Source organism: Streptacidiphilus albus JL83 (genome assembly GCF_000744705.1).
Lineage (GTDB): Bacteria > Actinomycetota > Actinomycetes > Streptomycetales > Streptomycetaceae > Streptacidiphilus > Streptacidiphilus albus.
In genome coordinates, this window is the sequence record NZ_JQML01000001.1 from 7,385,063 (window position 1) to 7,400,937 (window position 15,875).

Here is a 15,875-nt window from a genome sequence, read left to right on the forward strand (position 1 = left end):
GATTGTGCTGAAGCAGTCTCGGGGGCACATCGCTTTGCGGCCATGAAAGACTCTGCTGCGCTATTCGGTTATGCGGTGAGTCGGTAGCTGAGGTGGGTGAGTCTGCTGGCGCGTGACAGTGCAGGTGGGGTTCCTTCGGTGCTCCAGTGGGCGTCGAGGCGGATGACGTTGAGTGCGGCGGCGGAGAAGGCGTGCTGGAGACGGACCTTGGGCAGGCCGCGGTAACGGGCCCGGCGGATTCCGGTGACGTCCAGGGCCTGGTTGATGGTGCCCTCGATCCCGGCGCGCAGGGCGTACTTGGCTTGCCAGGTATCGGTCTTCTGCTCGGTGCGGGCGGCGGTCAGTGCCTGGTGGAGCTCGCGGGGCTGGAGCGTGAGCATGCGGGTGCCGCGTCGCGAGGCGGTGCACTGCTCGCGTGCGGGGCAGGGCCGGCAGTCGCTGCGGGCGAAGTCGACGACGATCGCGTCGTGGCCGTGCTGCCGGACCGGGTACCAGCCGCTGCTTGTCCTGCCTTCGGGGCAGCGGACCTGGCGGGCCTTCCAGTCGATGCGGAAGGCGTCCTTGGCGTAGCCGGTGTCGGCCCTGGCCTGGGGCGAGGTGTCGGGCCGGAGCGGGGTGACCATGGTGATGCCCTGCTCGGAGGCGGCCCGGACCAGCGCGGCGGAAGGGTATCCGGCGTCAAGGTAGTGCTCGCCCGGTGCCAGGCCCCGCGTCGCCAGGTTCTCCTGGACCGGCGCGGTGGCGTTCACGTCCGGCACGGTCGCGTCGGTGGTGTACACATCCGTGATCAGCCGCACCGGCAGACGCCCGGGCGACGGCTCACCACCGGCTTCGGCTTCGGCTTCGGCTTCGGCTTCGGCTTCGGCTTCGGGAGGAGCATCGCAGCTCTCTGTCAGATGGATCTTGTATCCGCACCAGAACAGGTCCCCGCCTTTCGCCGCCCAGCGCGCGTCCGGGTCGTACGGAGAGGCGAGGCGCGTATGGCCGGGCGGGACGCCGTCACTGTCGGCCTCCCGCTTGCGGATCACCTCCCGTCCCCGGGTGTCGGTGGCAACCAGGTACGTTTGCACCGTGATCCGCCGCAGCAGCGCAACGGGCTCCAGGGTCCGCAGCACCGGAGGGGCTGTCGGTGCCCACACCGCCCGCAGCAGGGCGACGGCGTCCTGCCCGAACACCGTGGCCAGCCGTTCCCGCTTGACCTGGGAGGAAGGTATCTTCCAACCGTTCACCCGCTCGCCGTAGCGCAGCGCGAGCTCGGGCACGTTCACTGCCTGGGCCAGCCAGGCCGGAGCGACCACCGCCAGCGCTTCCAGCGCCGCGCGCACCGATTCCCCAGCCAGCTCGAGGCGGTTCAGGTCACGCACCGCGCTGATCACGTGCGTGGAGTCCGTGCGCTGCTTGCCCCCGGCCCCGACCAGGCCCTGCCCGCGGCACCAGTCCAGCAGCCGGTCGAAGACCACACGCTCCATCCCGTGCTCGACCAGCCGCGCCCGGAACCGGGCCAGCACACTGTCATCGAAGCCGGTCGCGCCCAGCTCCATCCCCATCGCGTACTTCCAGTCGATCGCGCGAACCGCCATCGCCGCCGCCTGCCGATCCGTCAGGTCCTCGGCGAACTGCAACACCGTGACCAGCGACAACAAGGCCGGCGACAGCCCCGGGGCACCCCGGACCCCGAACGCACCCGCGAACGGCTCGTCCGCGAAGACCTCACCAAGCCTGTCCCGCACGCTCATCGCCAGCGACCCCTGCGGAAACGCCGACCGTGCCACCCGGACCGTATCCGCCGGAATCTCCGGCAAGCCCCTAACCTGCAACGACATCGCACCACCCCCTGCGACCCCACGACAGGACAGTGGCCGCAGAAGCGATCATCCCCTCAACCATCATGCTCATGCAGCGAATTGCGCAGCAGAGTCATGAAACATCCTGCTGCTTGAATGTGTTTCCTCGTCTTCGAGCGCCCGCAGATGGCCGCAGGCGCCGAGCTGTCACCGACCAATCGGGGCGACCGTCGGCGGCAGGTGGCAACGGCAGGCGTGTTGAATCACCAGGAAAGGGCGCAATCGTGTTCTGTGGGAAGGTACTGGGCCGATTGGCTGCGGTCGTGATGTTTGCGGGAGCCTTGGTCCTGCCGACTGCTTCGGCGCAGGCGGACGGTGCCGGCGACATCACCAGCCAGGTGCTGGCCGGGCAGAACATCGCGCTGACCGGTGACTCGATCGTCAACCTGCCGTCAGGGACGACGACGTACAACGGAGTGTTCTCGGGCCAGGGCACGGTGACGGTCGCCGGATCGGGCACGCTGGTGCTGACCGGGAACAGCGACTTCACGCTGCCCGCCGGGCGCCGGCACCAGAGCGTGTCCACGAGCGGCGGCAACTGGCCCTACCCGATCGTCGCCGATCCGGACGCGCCAACGGTGATCGTCGAGCGCGGCGCGACGCTCCAGTACGGCAACGGTGGTGCCACCGGGATCATCGGGCACTACCCCTATTCCTGGCCGAACATCAACCTCACCCTCAACCAGGACAACATTCGGGTCGACGGCACCCTGGTGCTCGACCTCAACGGCCCCGGCCTCAACCTGGGCACGATCTCGGGCTCAGGACTGATCTGGCAGCCGCGCACCGCATGGGACACGCTGGATCTGGCGGGCACCCAGCCGTTCAGCGGGGTCATCGGCCTCGGCACCGGAACGGACTTCGGCGACGCCTCGTACCGGGTGGCGCTGCCCAATGCCCGCGCCATTCTCAACGACGGCTCCGCCATCTTCTATGCCCGCAACTACACGCTCACCATCCCGCAGGACATCTACGAGCAGAACTACGGCACTGACGTCGACTACCACACCTGGCAGGCCGGAAAGATCGTGATGACCGGCGTCTACAGCTATTCCGACAGCGGGCCGAACTCCGCTCCGACGCTCAGCGACCCCGGCCTGAACACCCGCCAGGTCCCGCACACGATCAACTTCCGGGGCATCAATATCGAGGGCGCCAACGTCCAGTGGGGCGACGGGACCACGGGTCGGTTCTTCCTGCCCGCGGTCCCGGCCGACTCGTACATCAACATCCACAACAACGGTTCCCTGGCGTTCGACTACGACGGCCCGGTCACGCTCGACACTCCAATATCAGGGGGTGTGTACCACGCCTCGCTGAGCACGCCCGCCTACGCCGACGTCACGCTGAATCCGACACGGGGAAACGCGGTCACCTTCGCCACGCCGCAGAACTACCACGGCACCACCACGATCGGCTCCGGAGCGAGACTGCTGTTGGGCACGGGATCCGTAGGCGGGGACAGTACTCTGCTGACCGGGGCCTCGTCGGACGCGGTCGTGGACGATGGCGGGTTGGTCGCCCGCAACACGGCGGCGGCGCTGGCACTGTCGAACATCACCGGCTCCGGATCGCTCGAACAGGCGGGCACCGCGACCACGACCCTGACCGGTAGGACGAGCTACACGGGGGCGACGACGGTCACCTCCGGCACGCTGGCGCTCGGCGCGGGATCCGCCGGGATCGACTCCAGCAGCGGCCTGACACTGACCGGCGGCACCTTCGACATAGCCGCCGCAGACCAAGCCATCAGGGCCCTTACCGGCAGCGCCGGAACCGTCGCCCTCGGCACGCATACGCTCACCGTCGGGACGGCCGCCTCCACCACCTACCACGGGACTTTCACCGGCGCCGGCGCACTGGTCAAGTCCGGGAACGGCACACTGACCCTCACCGGAATAGGCACGACGGGCGGCCCGTGGCGGATCTCCCGGGGCACCCTGGCCCTGGACGGCGGTGCGATGACCACCGGGGGATTGACCGAGGCAGCGGGCAGCACTCTGATGCTCACACTGCGCGCCGGCGCTGCTGCGCTCACGGTGAACGGCCCGCTGAACCTGGCGGGGAGCCTCGCGGTCAAGACCGCCGGGCAGGTGACCGCCGGTCGGCAGCTCACACTCATCCACCAGACCGGTTCCAGTGCGAGCACCCGTGGCACGTTCTCCGGACTCGCCCAGGGGGCGAAGGTGACCGTCGGCGGAGCTGTCTTCCAGATCAGCTACAAGGGAGGCACCGGCCACGACGTCGTGCTGACCACCGTCACCGGCACGTCGTCCACGAAGGCGGCACCGCACGGCGACGACCCGACATCTACGGTTGCTGCTGCGGCGCGATCAAGCAAGGGTTCGGGCATCTGGCCGCCCCTGCTGGCAATCGCCGCAGCCATCGCAGCGCTGCTCGCCGGATTCTGGTACCTCCGCGCTCGCCGGCGCCCCGCCGCAGTGGGCAGCCACCGTCGCAGGTGATCGCATCCGTAGCGCGCACTCAACACTCGGACCCAGGTCATGGCCTCCGTGCCCAGGGAGCTACCCCGGCTCTCGGCCCGCGCCGCCCACAGAGCCGGATGTCCGGACCTTGCGCTACCGGCGACATCGAACTCGACCGCGTCGAGAGCCTCCAGGGCCCCGGTACCCTCGACGCGGTCATCTCGTCAGCTGCGCAGACGTCCGCGCCTGCCTCAACTGCGAGCATGGTCGGCTCAGCCGCAGTGGACGCCGTTGAGGGTGTACCAGGTGGGCGCGGTGTCAGTGCCCGTGTATGAGGCGGTGTATCCGATGGTCACGGATGTGCCTGCGGTAATGGTGCCGTCATAGCTCACGGGGTGGGCGATGACCGCTTTGCCGCTCTGGTGGTACGTGGCGCTCCAGCCGTAGGTGATCTTCTCGTTGCCGGGAAACGCGAAGGCGAGCTTCCAGGCGCTGACGGCAGCGCTGCCCGTGTTCCTGATCGTCACGTTCTCCGTGTAGCCGTTGCCCCAGTCGTACGTCTTGGTCGTGGTGACTTTGCAGGAGGCGGTGGAAGGGGACGGGGACGCCGAGGCGCTGGGGGAGCCGGAAGCAGGGGTGGAGCCGGACAACTTGAGGACGGTGATGGAGTATGCGGGGAGTGTCAGGGCGCGGGTGTTGGTGCCGGTCACGCTGGTCAGCTTTTTCGTGCTCGGGCTGAACTGCTCGGCCGAGGTGACACCGGAGGGCGAGAATCCGTTGTAGGCCAGGCTTACGGGTTCGCTGGTCGTGGCGCTGTGGTTGACCAGCATCACGTTCAGGCCGCCGTCCGTGCGCCTGGTGGCGTACGCGGTCACGGCGCTGTTCGAGCTTGTGGTCGCGATCATGTCGGCGCCGGCCGGTGCGAAGTCGCCGACTGCTTGGATGCCGTAGTACATCGGGAAGGCCGTGTCCTTCGCCGGTTCGCAGGTCGATCCCGTGCAGTTGCCGCTGGAGAGTATGGCCGAGTCGCCGTAGTCGGTCGTGCCGTCGGCGTCGGTGCTGATCGTCCCGGCGCCGTTGTGCAGGTCCCACCAGTCGATGTTGGCGACGCCGTTCTGAAGGAACGTCATGTAGGTGTCCGCAGCGTAGAGGGCGGCGGGGACCGAGTCGACCTCGTATCCCGAGTTCGTCTCGGTGACCATGATCTTGATGTTCGCGGCGTTGCTGCCCGCGTACTCGTCGATCTCCGATCGTGTCTTCTTGATGATCGTCGCGATGTTCTGGTACTGCGCGAGCATCCCGGCCTCGGTCGTCGAATCGGGGTAGTCGTGCAGGATCACGAAGTCAAGCTTGCTGCCGTCGGTCTTCAGGACCGTCTCGTTCCAGTCGGCCGTGTCGCCGTAGGAGCCGGCCACGAGCCCGTCCGGCCAGTCGCCGTCCGTGGTCAGCACCGCGCCGACCTTGATCGAGGAGTCCGCCGCCTTCATCCGGGTGATGTAGTCCTCGATGTTGTCCGCGTAGGCCGTCGCACCCTTGGACTTGGTGTTGTACTCCCAGCTGGAGCCGTAGGTGCCGTCGCCGTACACCTCGTTGCCCAGCTCCCAGTACTTCACGCCGTAGTTCTTGGTGACGTCCGCGTACTTGACCCAGGCGGCAGCCTCCGCGGCGGTGCCGGAGCCGTAGTTCACGGTGATGACCGGACTCGCGCCGACCTTGTCGGCGATGCCCATGAAGTCGTCGAAGTCGTTGCTCGGATTCGCGTAGCCCTGGCCGGAGACCACGGAGTTCGTCTGCCAGTTGTAGGCATCCGAGGTGGAACCGCCGGGGTAGCGCAGCGCGTCGACTCCCGCGCTCTTGAGTGCCGAGGTGGTCGCGCTGTCGTTCAGTTGGCCGTCGAAGACCCCCGTGTTGATGCCGTTCGCGGTGCTCGGGACCGTGCCGAGGCTGCTGGCCGCGTTTACTTCGACCGCGATGGTACTGCTCGCCTTCGCGCCCTGGGCGAGGAGAAATCCGCCGACGGTCAATGCCAGAACAGCGGGTGCGGTGGTGGCCACGAGGAAGCGGCGCCGGGATCTGCGGTGCATGAGTGCTGAGCCATCCGTCCGACAGTGAGTCAGTTGGGCTGCGTAGTGCGACGGAAGGGGAAAGGGGGAGTCGTCGCACTGCGCATCTTCACTGTCGGTCGGGGCGGCGAAAAGGTTGCCGGCTGCTTTCCTGGTCGGTCAGTAGGCGCCGTGGGCAGAGCCGGCACTGGTGGACGTCGCGGTACGGGCGGAGGCGTAGTAGGTGTCGTCCGCCGGGATCCAGCCGGTGCTCGCGTGGTTGAACTGGACGGCGAACGTCAGGGTGCCGGGGGAGACCACGTGCCCTGGGTTGAGCTGGAACTCGTAGGTGATCGAGCCGTCCGAGCCCGTGGTCGTGATCTCGGTGAATTGGCCGGTCGCGCCCGAATCCCAGGAACCCGTCCCGGCCAGGCCGGTGCAGTTCGAGACCTTGACCGTGACGTCGAGCGAGGTGAGCGGCTGCTTGACGGCCACGTTGAGGTCCAGCTGCGCCCAGTTCGCATTGCTGCCGGAGTCGATCGAGGCGGCGGCGTCGACGAGGGCGGACGTCGCGGGATCCGATGCCTGTGGAGACGAGGGGGCGGAGGCACTGCTGCTGCTCGAGGCGGCCGGATGCGTAGAGCTGCCGGTGGCTGCGGGCAGGGAGCCGTGGGCGCCAGTGGCTGCGGGCGTGGTGCTCGGGGCGCTGGTAACGGCCTGCCCCGGTGCGGAGCCGCCGGGGGTAGCGCCCGGCGCGGAGACGGTCACTGGCCGGTGGCCGTCATGCCGGGTGGTGACAGCGATCGTGGCAGTCGCACCGACAGCGAGTGCGGCGGCGGTGGTGCCGATCGTCGCCAGGGCCACGCCCGCCGGGAGGCCGGCCAGGCCGAGGCGGCCCAGCAGACCGAGCCTGCCCAGACGACGGGCCCTGCGGCGCGAGCGGCGCGCGGACGCCGTGGCGGGCTGCTTCTCGTCCCGCTGTTCGGCGATCCGGGCCGCCGTCAGTGCCCGGATCCGCTCAGTGTCAGGCGTGTACTCGGTGGCCGCAGCGTCCAGCAACTCGCTCAACCAGGGCTGTCGTTCGTCACCCACGGCTACCTCGCCTCCTCTTCCCTTCCGTTCCCGTGTCCAGCAGCGCGGCGAGTTCGGCCACCCCCCGCGAGGTCTGGCTCTTGACCGTGCCGACCGATATTCCCAGGGTCTGCGCCGTATCCTGCTCGCTCAACCCGTAGTAGTGACGCAGGACCACGCAGGCGCGTTTCCTGGCCGGCAGTTTCATCAGGGCCGCGCGCACGTCCGTCACGGCGGCCACGTCCGGACCGTTCGACCGGTCCGACCAGGCGGCCCCGAGCAGGCGCCGGCTGTTCCGTTCCCGCGTCAGGCCCCGTATCCGGTTCGCGGCGAGGTTCACCACGATCCGACGGACATAGGCAACCGGCGAATCCGCCTGTGTCACCTGCTTCCAGCAACGCCAGGCTTCGGCGAAGGCTTCTGCCGTGATGTCCTCGGCCGCATCCTGGTCCCCGGACAGCAGGTAGGCCAGCCGGCCGAGACCGCGGTGGTGGGCGCTGAAGAACGCGCCGAACGCCTGGCGTGCAGCTTCGTCCTTCGCGCCGAGCGTAGTCACTGCCATGGGCATGGGACCTTAGCAAGCCGATCCTTCATGCCGTCCCGGCGGACCGCTGCCTGCGTCGGCTCCGCGGCACGTTCCAAGCCGTTTCCAAGTGGTTCCAAGTCGCCTACCAGTGGTGTGCGCACACTGGCCGGCATGTCGATCCACGCACAGCCGCCCCCTGCCCCGGGCGAGCTGCTCGGTCATCCGGTCGACTGGTACCACTCGGCCCCGGGCCGCGATCAGCATCGCCAGGACGGCGCGCTGCCGCGGGGGCCGAGGTCGATCGGCGATCCGCTGATCTCGGCACCCAGCGAACCCAGGACTCGAAGGCGCAGCATGGCACCGGAATCTACCCGACCGGCACAGAGAGCCCGATCGCATGATCAAACCAGCTGAACGGCATTGCGCGAGAGGTCTTGTGGTTTGCGCCACGCGGCAGTACGGTTTCGCCAATGTTTCCGGGATACGTATCGACGATGCGTATCGACAGCATGCGAGAGGAGGGTCGGCGATGGCGGCATACACGAGCAAGGACGTTGCCCGGCTCGCCGGCGTTTCCCAGAGCACTGTCTCGTATGTTCTGACCGGCAACCGTCCGATCTCGGAGGAGACGAGGCGGCGGGTTCTCGACGCGATCGAGGAGCTGACCTACCAGCCGAATGCGGGCGCACGGGCGCTGGCCAGCCAGCGCACGCGGGTGATCGCTCTGGATCTGCCATTCGAAGCCGTGGTGGACACTGCGGCGCTGGTGCCGTTCATCGAGACGATCTCCAGCATCGCGCGCTCCCGTGACTACGACGTGCTGCTGCTGGCGGGGAACGAAGGTTCGGCCGGGCTCCAGCGAGTGGCCGGCCGGTCTTTGTGCGACGCGATCCTCGTGATGAACGTGCAGACCCGCGACGAGCGCGTGCCGGTGGCGGCGGCGCTGCCGGTGCCGGTGGTGATGCTCGGGGTGCCGGAGGATCCGCAGGGGTTGCACTGCGTGGACCTCGACTTCGCGGCCGCCGGCCGCATGGCGGTCGAGGAGCTTGCGGCGACGGGTCACCAGCGCATCGCCATCATCGAGCACCCCGCTGAGATGCTCGATCGCAGGCTGAGCTTCATCGACCGGTTTCTGGACGCAGCGCTGGAGGCCGCCCACCAGCGGTCGCTGCCGGTCGAGGTCTCGACGCCGGCCGAGCGGGGCCGGGTGGCCCTTGCCTCGGTGATCGACCGGCTGATCGGGCTGCCGGGACCGGGCCCGCTCGGTCTCATCGTCCCGAACATGCAGGCGCAGCAGTCGATTCTGCGGCTGCTCGCGGCCCGCGGAGTGGTGGCGGGGCGCGACATCTCCCTGATCGGCCTCTGCACCGATGCGGACGCCACGGAGTCGGACCCGCAGATCACGAATCTGGCGTTCGAACCGCTCGACCTCTCACAGCGGGCGATGCAGACCCTGCTCGCGCTACTGGAGCCCACGGGGATACCGGCTCCGCCGGTCATGGACCTGATTCCGCCTCGGCTGACTCGGCGCCAGACAGTGGTGAACGTCCCAATCGGCTGACCGGCGTCGGCACCATCCATCCGCCGACGAAGCCGCCCCCAACAACCTGCGACCAGCACCGCAGCAGAACAGACCCATCAATCGATGCGTATCGACGATGCGTATCGACACATACGTCGTGCCTACAATCGGCGCCCATCATGCGAGCGGCGCTCAATGAAAGGAAAGCCATGAATCGACAGAGAGTACGGTCCACGCAGGTAGGCGTCGCGGCAGCGGCGTGCACGGCGCTCGCGCTGACGCTGGCCGGCTGCGGTAGCAGCAGCGGTCACACGAGTTCGGCGTCGACGGGTCTGCACCTGACCGTCGAGGACTACTACACCCAGCCGGCTGCGGCCGAGTACGACAGCATCTACAACGCGTGCGCCAAGCAGCTCGGCGACACGGTGACGATCTCCCACATCGCGGGTGCTGCCCTGATACCGAAGGTGCTGCAGCAGGCGTCGTCCAGGACGATGCCGGACGTGCTGATGCTGGACAACCCGGACGTCGCTCAGATCGCGGCTACCGGGGCGCTGTCGCCGCTGTCGGACTACGGGATCACCGGTGCCGGGTACGTCCCGGGGATCATCGCGGCCGGCAGCTACCAGGGCAAGCTGTACGGACTGGCGCCGGCGGTCAACTCCCTGGCGCTGTTCTACAACACCGACATGTTCAAGGCCGCCGGCCTGACGCCGCCGACGACCTGGGCCGAGTTGCAGAGCGACGCCAAGGCGTTGACGAAGTCGGGCCGGTACGGTTTCGCGTTCAGCGGCGTGAACACCTACGAGGGCACCTGGCAGTTCATGCCGTGGATGTGGACCAGCGGCGGCGACGAGAAGAACATCGACACCCCGCAGACCGCCGCTGCCCTGCAACTCCTCACCAGCCTGGTCAAGGACGGCTCGGCGTCCAAGAGCGTCGACCTGTGGACCCAGAACGACGTGGAGAGCCAGTTCGCGGCCGGCAAGGCGGCGATGATGGAGAACGGGCCCTGGAACATCGCGCAGCTGCAGCAGGTCAAGGGTCTGCACTGGGCGAGCGTGCCGCTGCCCACGCCGACGGCCGGGCAGAAAGTCGTCTCGCCGCTGGGCGGCGAGACCTACACCGTCCCGCAGACCGGTGACTCGGCGAAGATGGCGGCCGCGGGCAAGATCGTCGCCTGCATCAACAGCGATGCCAACCAGGTGACCATCGCCAAGACCGTCGCCTACGTGCCCGCGAAGACCTCGGTCGCCGAGCAGTTCGCCAAGGACAACCCGCTGATGGCGCCGTACGTCACGGTCGCGCAGACCGCCCGGTCGCGCACCGGTGAACTGGGCACCGGCTGGGACAAGGCGGCGACCGCCATCTACACCGCCGAGCAGCAGGCGTTGACCGGCGAGGCCTCGCCGGCAGCCGCGCTCAAGCAGGCACAGGGCCAGTAACCCGATACGGCGAGGGGTACCACGAGCATGATTTCCGACAGTTGGCGGGCGCTGGCATGAAGACCTTGGACCGCCATTCACCGCCCTCCGGTGCGCAGGCCGCCGTGCCGGGCACCCCTCCCCGCACCCGCGGTCGCGGCCCGCGGCAGGACCGGGCCGTCACCTGGCTGTTCCTGCTGCCGGCCCTGGTCTACATCGCGCTGTTCTTCGGCTATCCGATCGTGAAGAACGTGCTGATGGGGTCGCAGGACTACACCACGGCCACGTTCTTCACCGGCAGCTCGCCGTGGGTGGGCTGGGCGAACTACCGCACGTTCTTCACCGGCCCGCTGGCGGGCACGACCTTCCTGAACACCGCCGTGTTCACGGTGGGTTCCATCGTGGGCCAGTTCAGCATCGGCCTGGCCGTGGCGCTGTTCTTCCGCCGCCGGTTCCCTTTGAGCGGGCTGATGCGCTCGCTGCTGCTGCTGCCGTGGCTGCTCCCGTTGATCGCGGGCACGGCGGTGTGGCGGTGGATCCTGGACCAGGACAGCGGGGTGCTCAACAGTGTGCTGATGCACCTGCATCTGGTGCACTCGTCGGTGCCGTGGCTGAGCAGCCCGAGTTTCGCTCTGTACTCGGTGATCATCGTGAACGTCTGGATCGGCATCCCCTTCAACGTCGCGCTGTTCTACAGCGGCCTGCAGGGCATCCCGGCGGAGCAGTACGAGGCCGCGGCGATCGACGGCGCTGTCGGTTGGAAGGCGTTCCGGCACATCACCTGGCCGGCCCTGCGCCCGGTGGTGACCGTCGTCCTGGTGCTGGGCGTGATCTACACGCTCAAGGTCGTCGACATCATCCTCGGGCTGACCGGCGGCGGTCCGGCCAACTCGACCCAGACGCTGGCGACGACCGCGTACCAGGACTCGTTCGTGCAGTTCTCGTTCGGCCAGGGCGCCGCGGTGAGCAACGTCCTGATGGTCGTCTCGCTGCTGTTCGCCTGCCTGTACCTCCGCGTCAACCGGCGCGCCTCGGATGAATAGGACGTTGTGATGGGACTGACGAAGAGGCGCCAGGCTGCGTTCACGGTGATCGGCCTGTGCCTGCTGGCGGTCATGCTGTTCCCGGTCTACTGGATGCTCAACGCATCGCTGCAGTCCGGGAGTTCCGGAGCCGGTAGCACACTGCTGCCGCTGCATCCGACGCTCGCCGCCTACCGGCTGGCGCTGAGCCAGCAGGGCGGCAACATCCTCACCAGCCTGGTCATCTCCTGCGGCACGGTGGTGCTGTCGTTGGTGATCGCGGCACCGGCGGCCTACGTGCTGGCGAAGACCGCGATCCGGGGCCGCAGCGTCATCCTGTTCGCGCTGGTGGTCACCCAGATGATCCCGGGCATCGTGATCGCGAACTCGCTGTACCCGGTGTTCAACCAGGTCGGCCTGCTCGACACCCGGGTCGGTCTGGTACTGGCCGACACGTCGACCGCGCTGCCCTTCGCGATCCTGATCATGCGGGCCTTCATGGCCTCGCTACCCGGGGAGATCATCGAGGCGGCCCGGGTGGACGGCGCCGGCTTCGTGCGGACATTCGTGTCGATCGTGCTCCCGATCAGCCGCAACGCGGTCATCACCGCCGCCCTGTTCAGCTTCCTGTTCAGCTGGAGCGACTTCCTGTTCGCGCTGACGCTGACGACCGGCAGCAGCCTGCGCCCGGTCACCCTCGGCATCTACGACTACCTCGGCGACAACGTCCAGGCATGGGGGCCGGTCATGGCCACCGGCGTGCTGTCCGCGCTGCCGGCCATCGTGCTGCTCGCTTTCGCGCAGCGGTTCATCGCGGTCGGACAGCTCGACGGCGCCGTCAAGTGAACCGCTACTGCTTCCTGGCGCGGGTCAGACCCGAACTGCTCGACGAGTACCGGGCGTGGCACCGGCAGGTGTGGCCGGAGATGCTCGCCGCGCTGGCCGCCAGCGGCTGGCACAACTACTCGCTCTTCGCCAACGCCGACGGGCTGCTGGTCGGCTACGTCGAAGCCCACGACCTGGCCGCCGCCCAGGCGGCCATGGCCGGAACCGAGGTGAACGCCCGCTGGCAGGCCGAGATGGGCCGCTACTTCGAGGGACTCGACGGACGCCGCCCCGACGAAGGCTTCCACCTGCTGGACGAGATCTTCAACCTCGACACACAACTACTGGCACTTGAAGAAAGAAGGGGTCCATGAGAACAACGACGTTCGTCAAGCGGGCAGCCGCGGGGCTCACCGCGTTCCTCGCGGCGGCCGCCGTCTCGCTGGTGGCGGCCGCTCCCGCCCAGGCGGAGGGAACCACCTACTACGTCAACAACGCGACGGGCTCCGGCTGCAGTGACTCCGGGCCGGGGACCATCACGGTTCCCTGGTGCACCTTCACCCCGGCGAACGCCCTCACCTTCGGGCCGGGCGACGAGCTGCTCCTGGCGAGCGGTGACACCTGGGACCAGCAGCTCACCCTGCACGGTGCGGGATCCGCCGCGGACCACGCGGTGCTCTCCTCCTACGGAACTGGCGCCCGGCCGAAGATCCTGCGCGACGGCAGCGCCTCGGAGATGGCGATCGACGCCGAGGACCCCTCCTACTTCGACTACAGCAATCTCGAACTGGGCGACGCGGGCATCGGCCTGCGGGTCTACCTGACGACGCTCGGGCACGCCGGACTGAACTTCAGCAACATCTCCGTCCACGACAACACCGGGTGGGCCTTCTCCAAAGCCAATTCCCAGTGCCTGTCGACGAACCGCATGTTCGTTCCCACCGGCATCGGCATCACCGGTGACCTTCCCGCGTTCTCCTCCAGCGACTACGCGCTGGACGGCGTCAACTTCACTGACATCACCGGCACGAGGAACGTCGACTCGGTCTCCCTGGAGATGTGCAACGGCATCGCCTCCACCGCCAACGGGCTCAGCTGGACGTACAACGGCACCGCCCTGACGTCCGACGGCCAGGACGACTTCACGCTCATCCGCAACGTGGTCATGCGGGGACTGAACCTCTCCGGCGACGACGGCCCCGGCTCGGGCTCGTGCCCCGACTCACTGCGGATCAACGACAGCGAGAACGTGCTGATCATCGATTCCTCCCTGAACAACGAAGCCTCCTGCGCCACCTCCACCGGCACCGCCGCCGTCATCCTGCAGCGCACCCACAACGTGCGCTTCGTCAACGACACGCTGACCAACACCCCGGCCACGGGCAGCACCGACCAGACCGCCATCGACTTCGAGAAGCACAACACCGACGACCAGATCGACCACGACTACATCGCGGGGAACGCCGGGCCCGGGATCGAGCTGCTGGCGATCCACGGCGCGGACGACCAGGACAACGGCCAGGTGATCCAGTCCAACCTCTTCGCGGACAACGGGACTGCGACCGCCAACTACACCGGCTCGGTGGACATCAACGGCAGCGGCTTCACGCAGACCGCCACGGTGCAGGGGAACCTCTTCGACGAGCCCAGCGGCGGCCTGCTCGCGACCGGCGGCAGCGCCTCCGGCTCGGGGGTCACCGCCACCCAGAACCAGGACGTGAACAGCGAGACCAACGCGGCGGCCTCGTTCTCCTCCACCCAGGGATCGGGCAACTGGTCCTACGAGTACAGTGCGGACAGCGGCTCCACCTGGTCGCCGCTCAGCTGGGACGCCACCCTGGACCAGTGGGACACCGGGGCCGCCTCCCCGGCCGTCTCCCAGTTCGACCAGTTGCCCGCGGCCTGCGCCACCTGCCTCGTGGCCCGCACCTGGACGGCGCCGGCCACCGGGACCGTCTCGATCCGGGCGGACGCCCTGGCCGTGCAGGCCGGTGGGGACGGCACCACCGTTGGCGTGCAGCTGAACCAGAACCCGCTGGTAGCGGCGTCCACCGTGACGACCTCGGCGGAGTCCCCGGTCTCCCTGGACGCCGTGAGCGTCGCGGCCGGCGACAAGATCCGGTTCGAGGTGGGTGCAGGCGCCGCGGCGAACAACACTGATGACCTGACGAGCTTCGACCCCTCGATCGCCTACACTCAGGCGAGCGCCCTGGGCGACACCTCGTTCGAGCTGCCGACGCTGCACCACTCCAGCTACAGCTACTCCGCCACCGGCTCACCGTGGACCTTCGGCAACCAGACCGGGATCAGCTCCGCCGGCAGCGCCTTCGGCAACATGGCTCCTGACGGCACGCAGGTCGCCTTCGTCCAGGGCGCGGTCGCCGGCTCCTGCATGACGCAGAGCGTGTCCGGCCTCACCGTCGGAAGCAGCTACTCATTCACTGTGAGTGCGGCGCAGAGATCCGGTACCGAGGGCGGCCAGTCGATCGCGGCCACCCTGGGGGGCGCTTCCCTCGGTAGCATCACCCCGTCGTCGACGACCTTCGCCGACGTGGCCACCGGGTCCGCGACCGCGACGGCCAGCACCGAGACACTGTCATTCTGCGGAACCGTGCTGGGCGACCACACCGCGTTCATCGACAATGTCCGTCAGAACACCCCGATCATCGCCGACCCGGGGTTCGAGTCGCCGTCGCTGACCACCTACTCGTACGGGCCGGTCATCAGTGGATCGGCCTGGACATTCGGTGGCAACGCGGGCATCGAGCACAACGGCAGTGCGTTCGGGGCCGCGAACGCTCCGCAAGGCACGCAAGCGGCATTCCTGCAGAACACCGGAGGATGCATCCAACGCGCGGTGAGCGGATGGACCGCCGGCGCCCACAGCGTCACGATGCAGGTCGCTGCCAGGGCAGGCAGCCTCGGCGGCCAGACCCTGCAGGTGTTCCTCGACTCCGTATCCCTCGGCACCGTGACCCCCTCATCCACGAGCTGGACGTCATACACCTCGGGCACCGCCTCGCTCACCGCCGGAACGCATCTGATAAAGATCTGCGGCACCGTTTCCGGCGATCACACAGCCTTCGTCGACACAGTTCAGCCCAACTGACCGACGGCGGACGGATGATCGGGGTCGAGGCGATCGCGCCCGCGGCGGGCGCGCTCGCCTCGAT

General features: G+C 68.2%; 11 protein-coding genes. 7 read left to right on the forward strand and 4 right to left on the reverse strand.

Annotation, left to right across the window (positions count from 1 at the left end):
* Positions 1–68: 68 nt before the first annotated feature.
* A complete protein-coding gene (locus BS75_RS32315) occupies positions 69–1,823 on the reverse strand; it encodes an IS1182 family transposase (protein ID WP_034087946.1) in 1,755 nt (584 codons plus the stop codon).
* Between the two features lie 302 nt (positions 1,824–2,125).
* Here BS75_RS32315 and BS75_RS32320 point away from each other — a divergent pair, with 302 nt between their 5' ends.
* Complete coding sequence (locus tag BS75_RS32320; protein ID WP_052069915.1) at positions 2,126–4,309, forward strand: autotransporter-associated beta strand repeat-containing protein; 2,184 nt, start codon at positions 2,126–2,128, stop codon at positions 4,307–4,309.
* 233 nt (positions 4,310–4,542) lie between these two features.
* On the opposite strand, the gene BS75_RS32325 is transcribed toward BS75_RS32320, so the two are convergent.
* The 3 genes from BS75_RS32325 to BS75_RS32335 all read right to left on the reverse strand — a co-directional run bounded on the left by BS75_RS32325 (position 4,543) and on the right by BS75_RS32335 (position 7,945).
* The gene (locus tag BS75_RS32325; protein WP_042439973.1) at positions 4,543–6,354 is read right to left on the reverse strand and encodes a cellulose binding domain-containing protein; all 1,812 of its coding nucleotides are present in this window, start codon (positions 6,352–6,354) and stop codon (positions 4,543–4,545) included.
* A 138-nt stretch (positions 6,355–6,492) separates the two neighbouring features.
* Positions 6,493–7,404 carry a hypothetical protein gene (locus tag BS75_RS32330; protein ID WP_034090773.1) on the reverse strand — a complete coding sequence of 304 codons (912 nt, stop codon included), beginning with the start codon at positions 7,402–7,404 and terminating at the stop codon, positions 6,493–6,495.
* Positions 7,397–7,945, reverse strand: a complete 549-nt coding sequence (locus tag BS75_RS32335; protein ID WP_042439982.1) for a SigE family RNA polymerase sigma factor — start codon at positions 7,943–7,945, stop codon at positions 7,397–7,399. The genes BS75_RS32330 and BS75_RS32335 overlap by 8 nt, the downstream gene beginning before the upstream one ends.
* A 493-nt stretch (positions 7,946–8,438) precedes the next feature.
* Between BS75_RS32335 and BS75_RS32340 the strand changes: the two genes are divergently transcribed.
* From BS75_RS32340 to BS75_RS49585, 6 genes are all read left to right on the forward strand, one after another.
* Positions 8,439–9,470, forward strand: a complete 1,032-nt coding sequence (locus tag BS75_RS32340) for a LacI family DNA-binding transcriptional regulator (protein WP_034090774.1) — start codon at positions 8,439–8,441, stop codon at positions 9,468–9,470.
* 170 nt (positions 9,471–9,640) lie between these two features.
* Entirely contained in the window at positions 9,641–10,876 is a 1,236-nt protein-coding gene (locus BS75_RS32345; protein WP_042439974.1) for a sugar ABC transporter substrate-binding protein, read from the forward strand.
* Between the two features lie 56 nt (positions 10,877–10,932).
* Complete coding sequence (locus BS75_RS32350; protein WP_034090775.1) at positions 10,933–11,898, forward strand: carbohydrate ABC transporter permease; 966 nt, start codon at positions 10,933–10,935, stop codon at positions 11,896–11,898.
* Between the two features lie 9 nt (positions 11,899–11,907).
* Complete coding sequence (locus tag BS75_RS32355; protein WP_034090776.1) at positions 11,908–12,723, forward strand: carbohydrate ABC transporter permease; 816 nt, start codon at positions 11,908–11,910, stop codon at positions 12,721–12,723.
* A complete protein-coding gene (locus BS75_RS32360) occupies positions 12,720–13,076 on the forward strand; it encodes an L-rhamnose mutarotase (RefSeq protein WP_034090777.1) in 357 nt (118 codons plus the stop codon). Before BS75_RS32355 ends, BS75_RS32360 begins: the two co-directional genes overlap by 4 nt.
* Positions 13,073–15,811, forward strand: coding sequence for a polysaccharide lyase domain-containing protein (locus BS75_RS49585; RefSeq protein WP_034090778.1), 2,739 nt, complete (start codon positions 13,073–13,075; stop codon positions 15,809–15,811). Before BS75_RS32360 ends, BS75_RS49585 begins: the two co-directional genes overlap by 4 nt.
* The last annotated feature ends 64 nt before the right edge of the window (positions 15,812–15,875 follow it).

Excerpts from the sequence above, each read along its gene's own strand:
- BS75_RS32340 (WP_034090774.1), top strand. The coding sequence starts at position 8,439 with ATGGCGGCATACACGAGCAAGGACGTTGCCCGGCTCGCCGGCGTTTCC.
- BS75_RS32350 (WP_034090775.1), top strand. The coding sequence starts at position 10,933 with ATGAAGACCTTGGACCGCCATTCACCGCCCTCCGGTGCGCAGGCCGCC.
- BS75_RS32345 (WP_042439974.1), top strand. The coding sequence starts at position 9,641 with ATGAATCGACAGAGAGTACGGTCCACGCAGGTAGGCGTCGCGGCAGCG.
- BS75_RS32355 (WP_034090776.1), top strand. The coding sequence starts at position 11,908 with ATGGGACTGACGAAGAGGCGCCAGGCTGCGTTCACGGTGATCGGCCTG.
- BS75_RS32315 (WP_034087946.1), bottom strand. The coding sequence starts at position 1,823 with ATGTCGTTGCAGGTTAGGGGCTTGCCGGAGATTCCGGCGGATACGGTC.
- BS75_RS32325 (WP_042439973.1), bottom strand. The coding sequence starts at position 6,354 with ATGCACCGCAGATCCCGGCGCCGCTTCCTCGTGGCCACCACCGCACCC.
- BS75_RS32335 (WP_042439982.1), bottom strand. The coding sequence starts at position 7,945 with ATGGCAGTGACTACGCTCGGCGCGAAGGACGAAGCTGCACGCCAGGCG.
- BS75_RS49585 (WP_034090778.1), top strand. The coding sequence starts at position 13,073 with ATGAGAACAACGACGTTCGTCAAGCGGGCAGCCGCGGGGCTCACCGCG.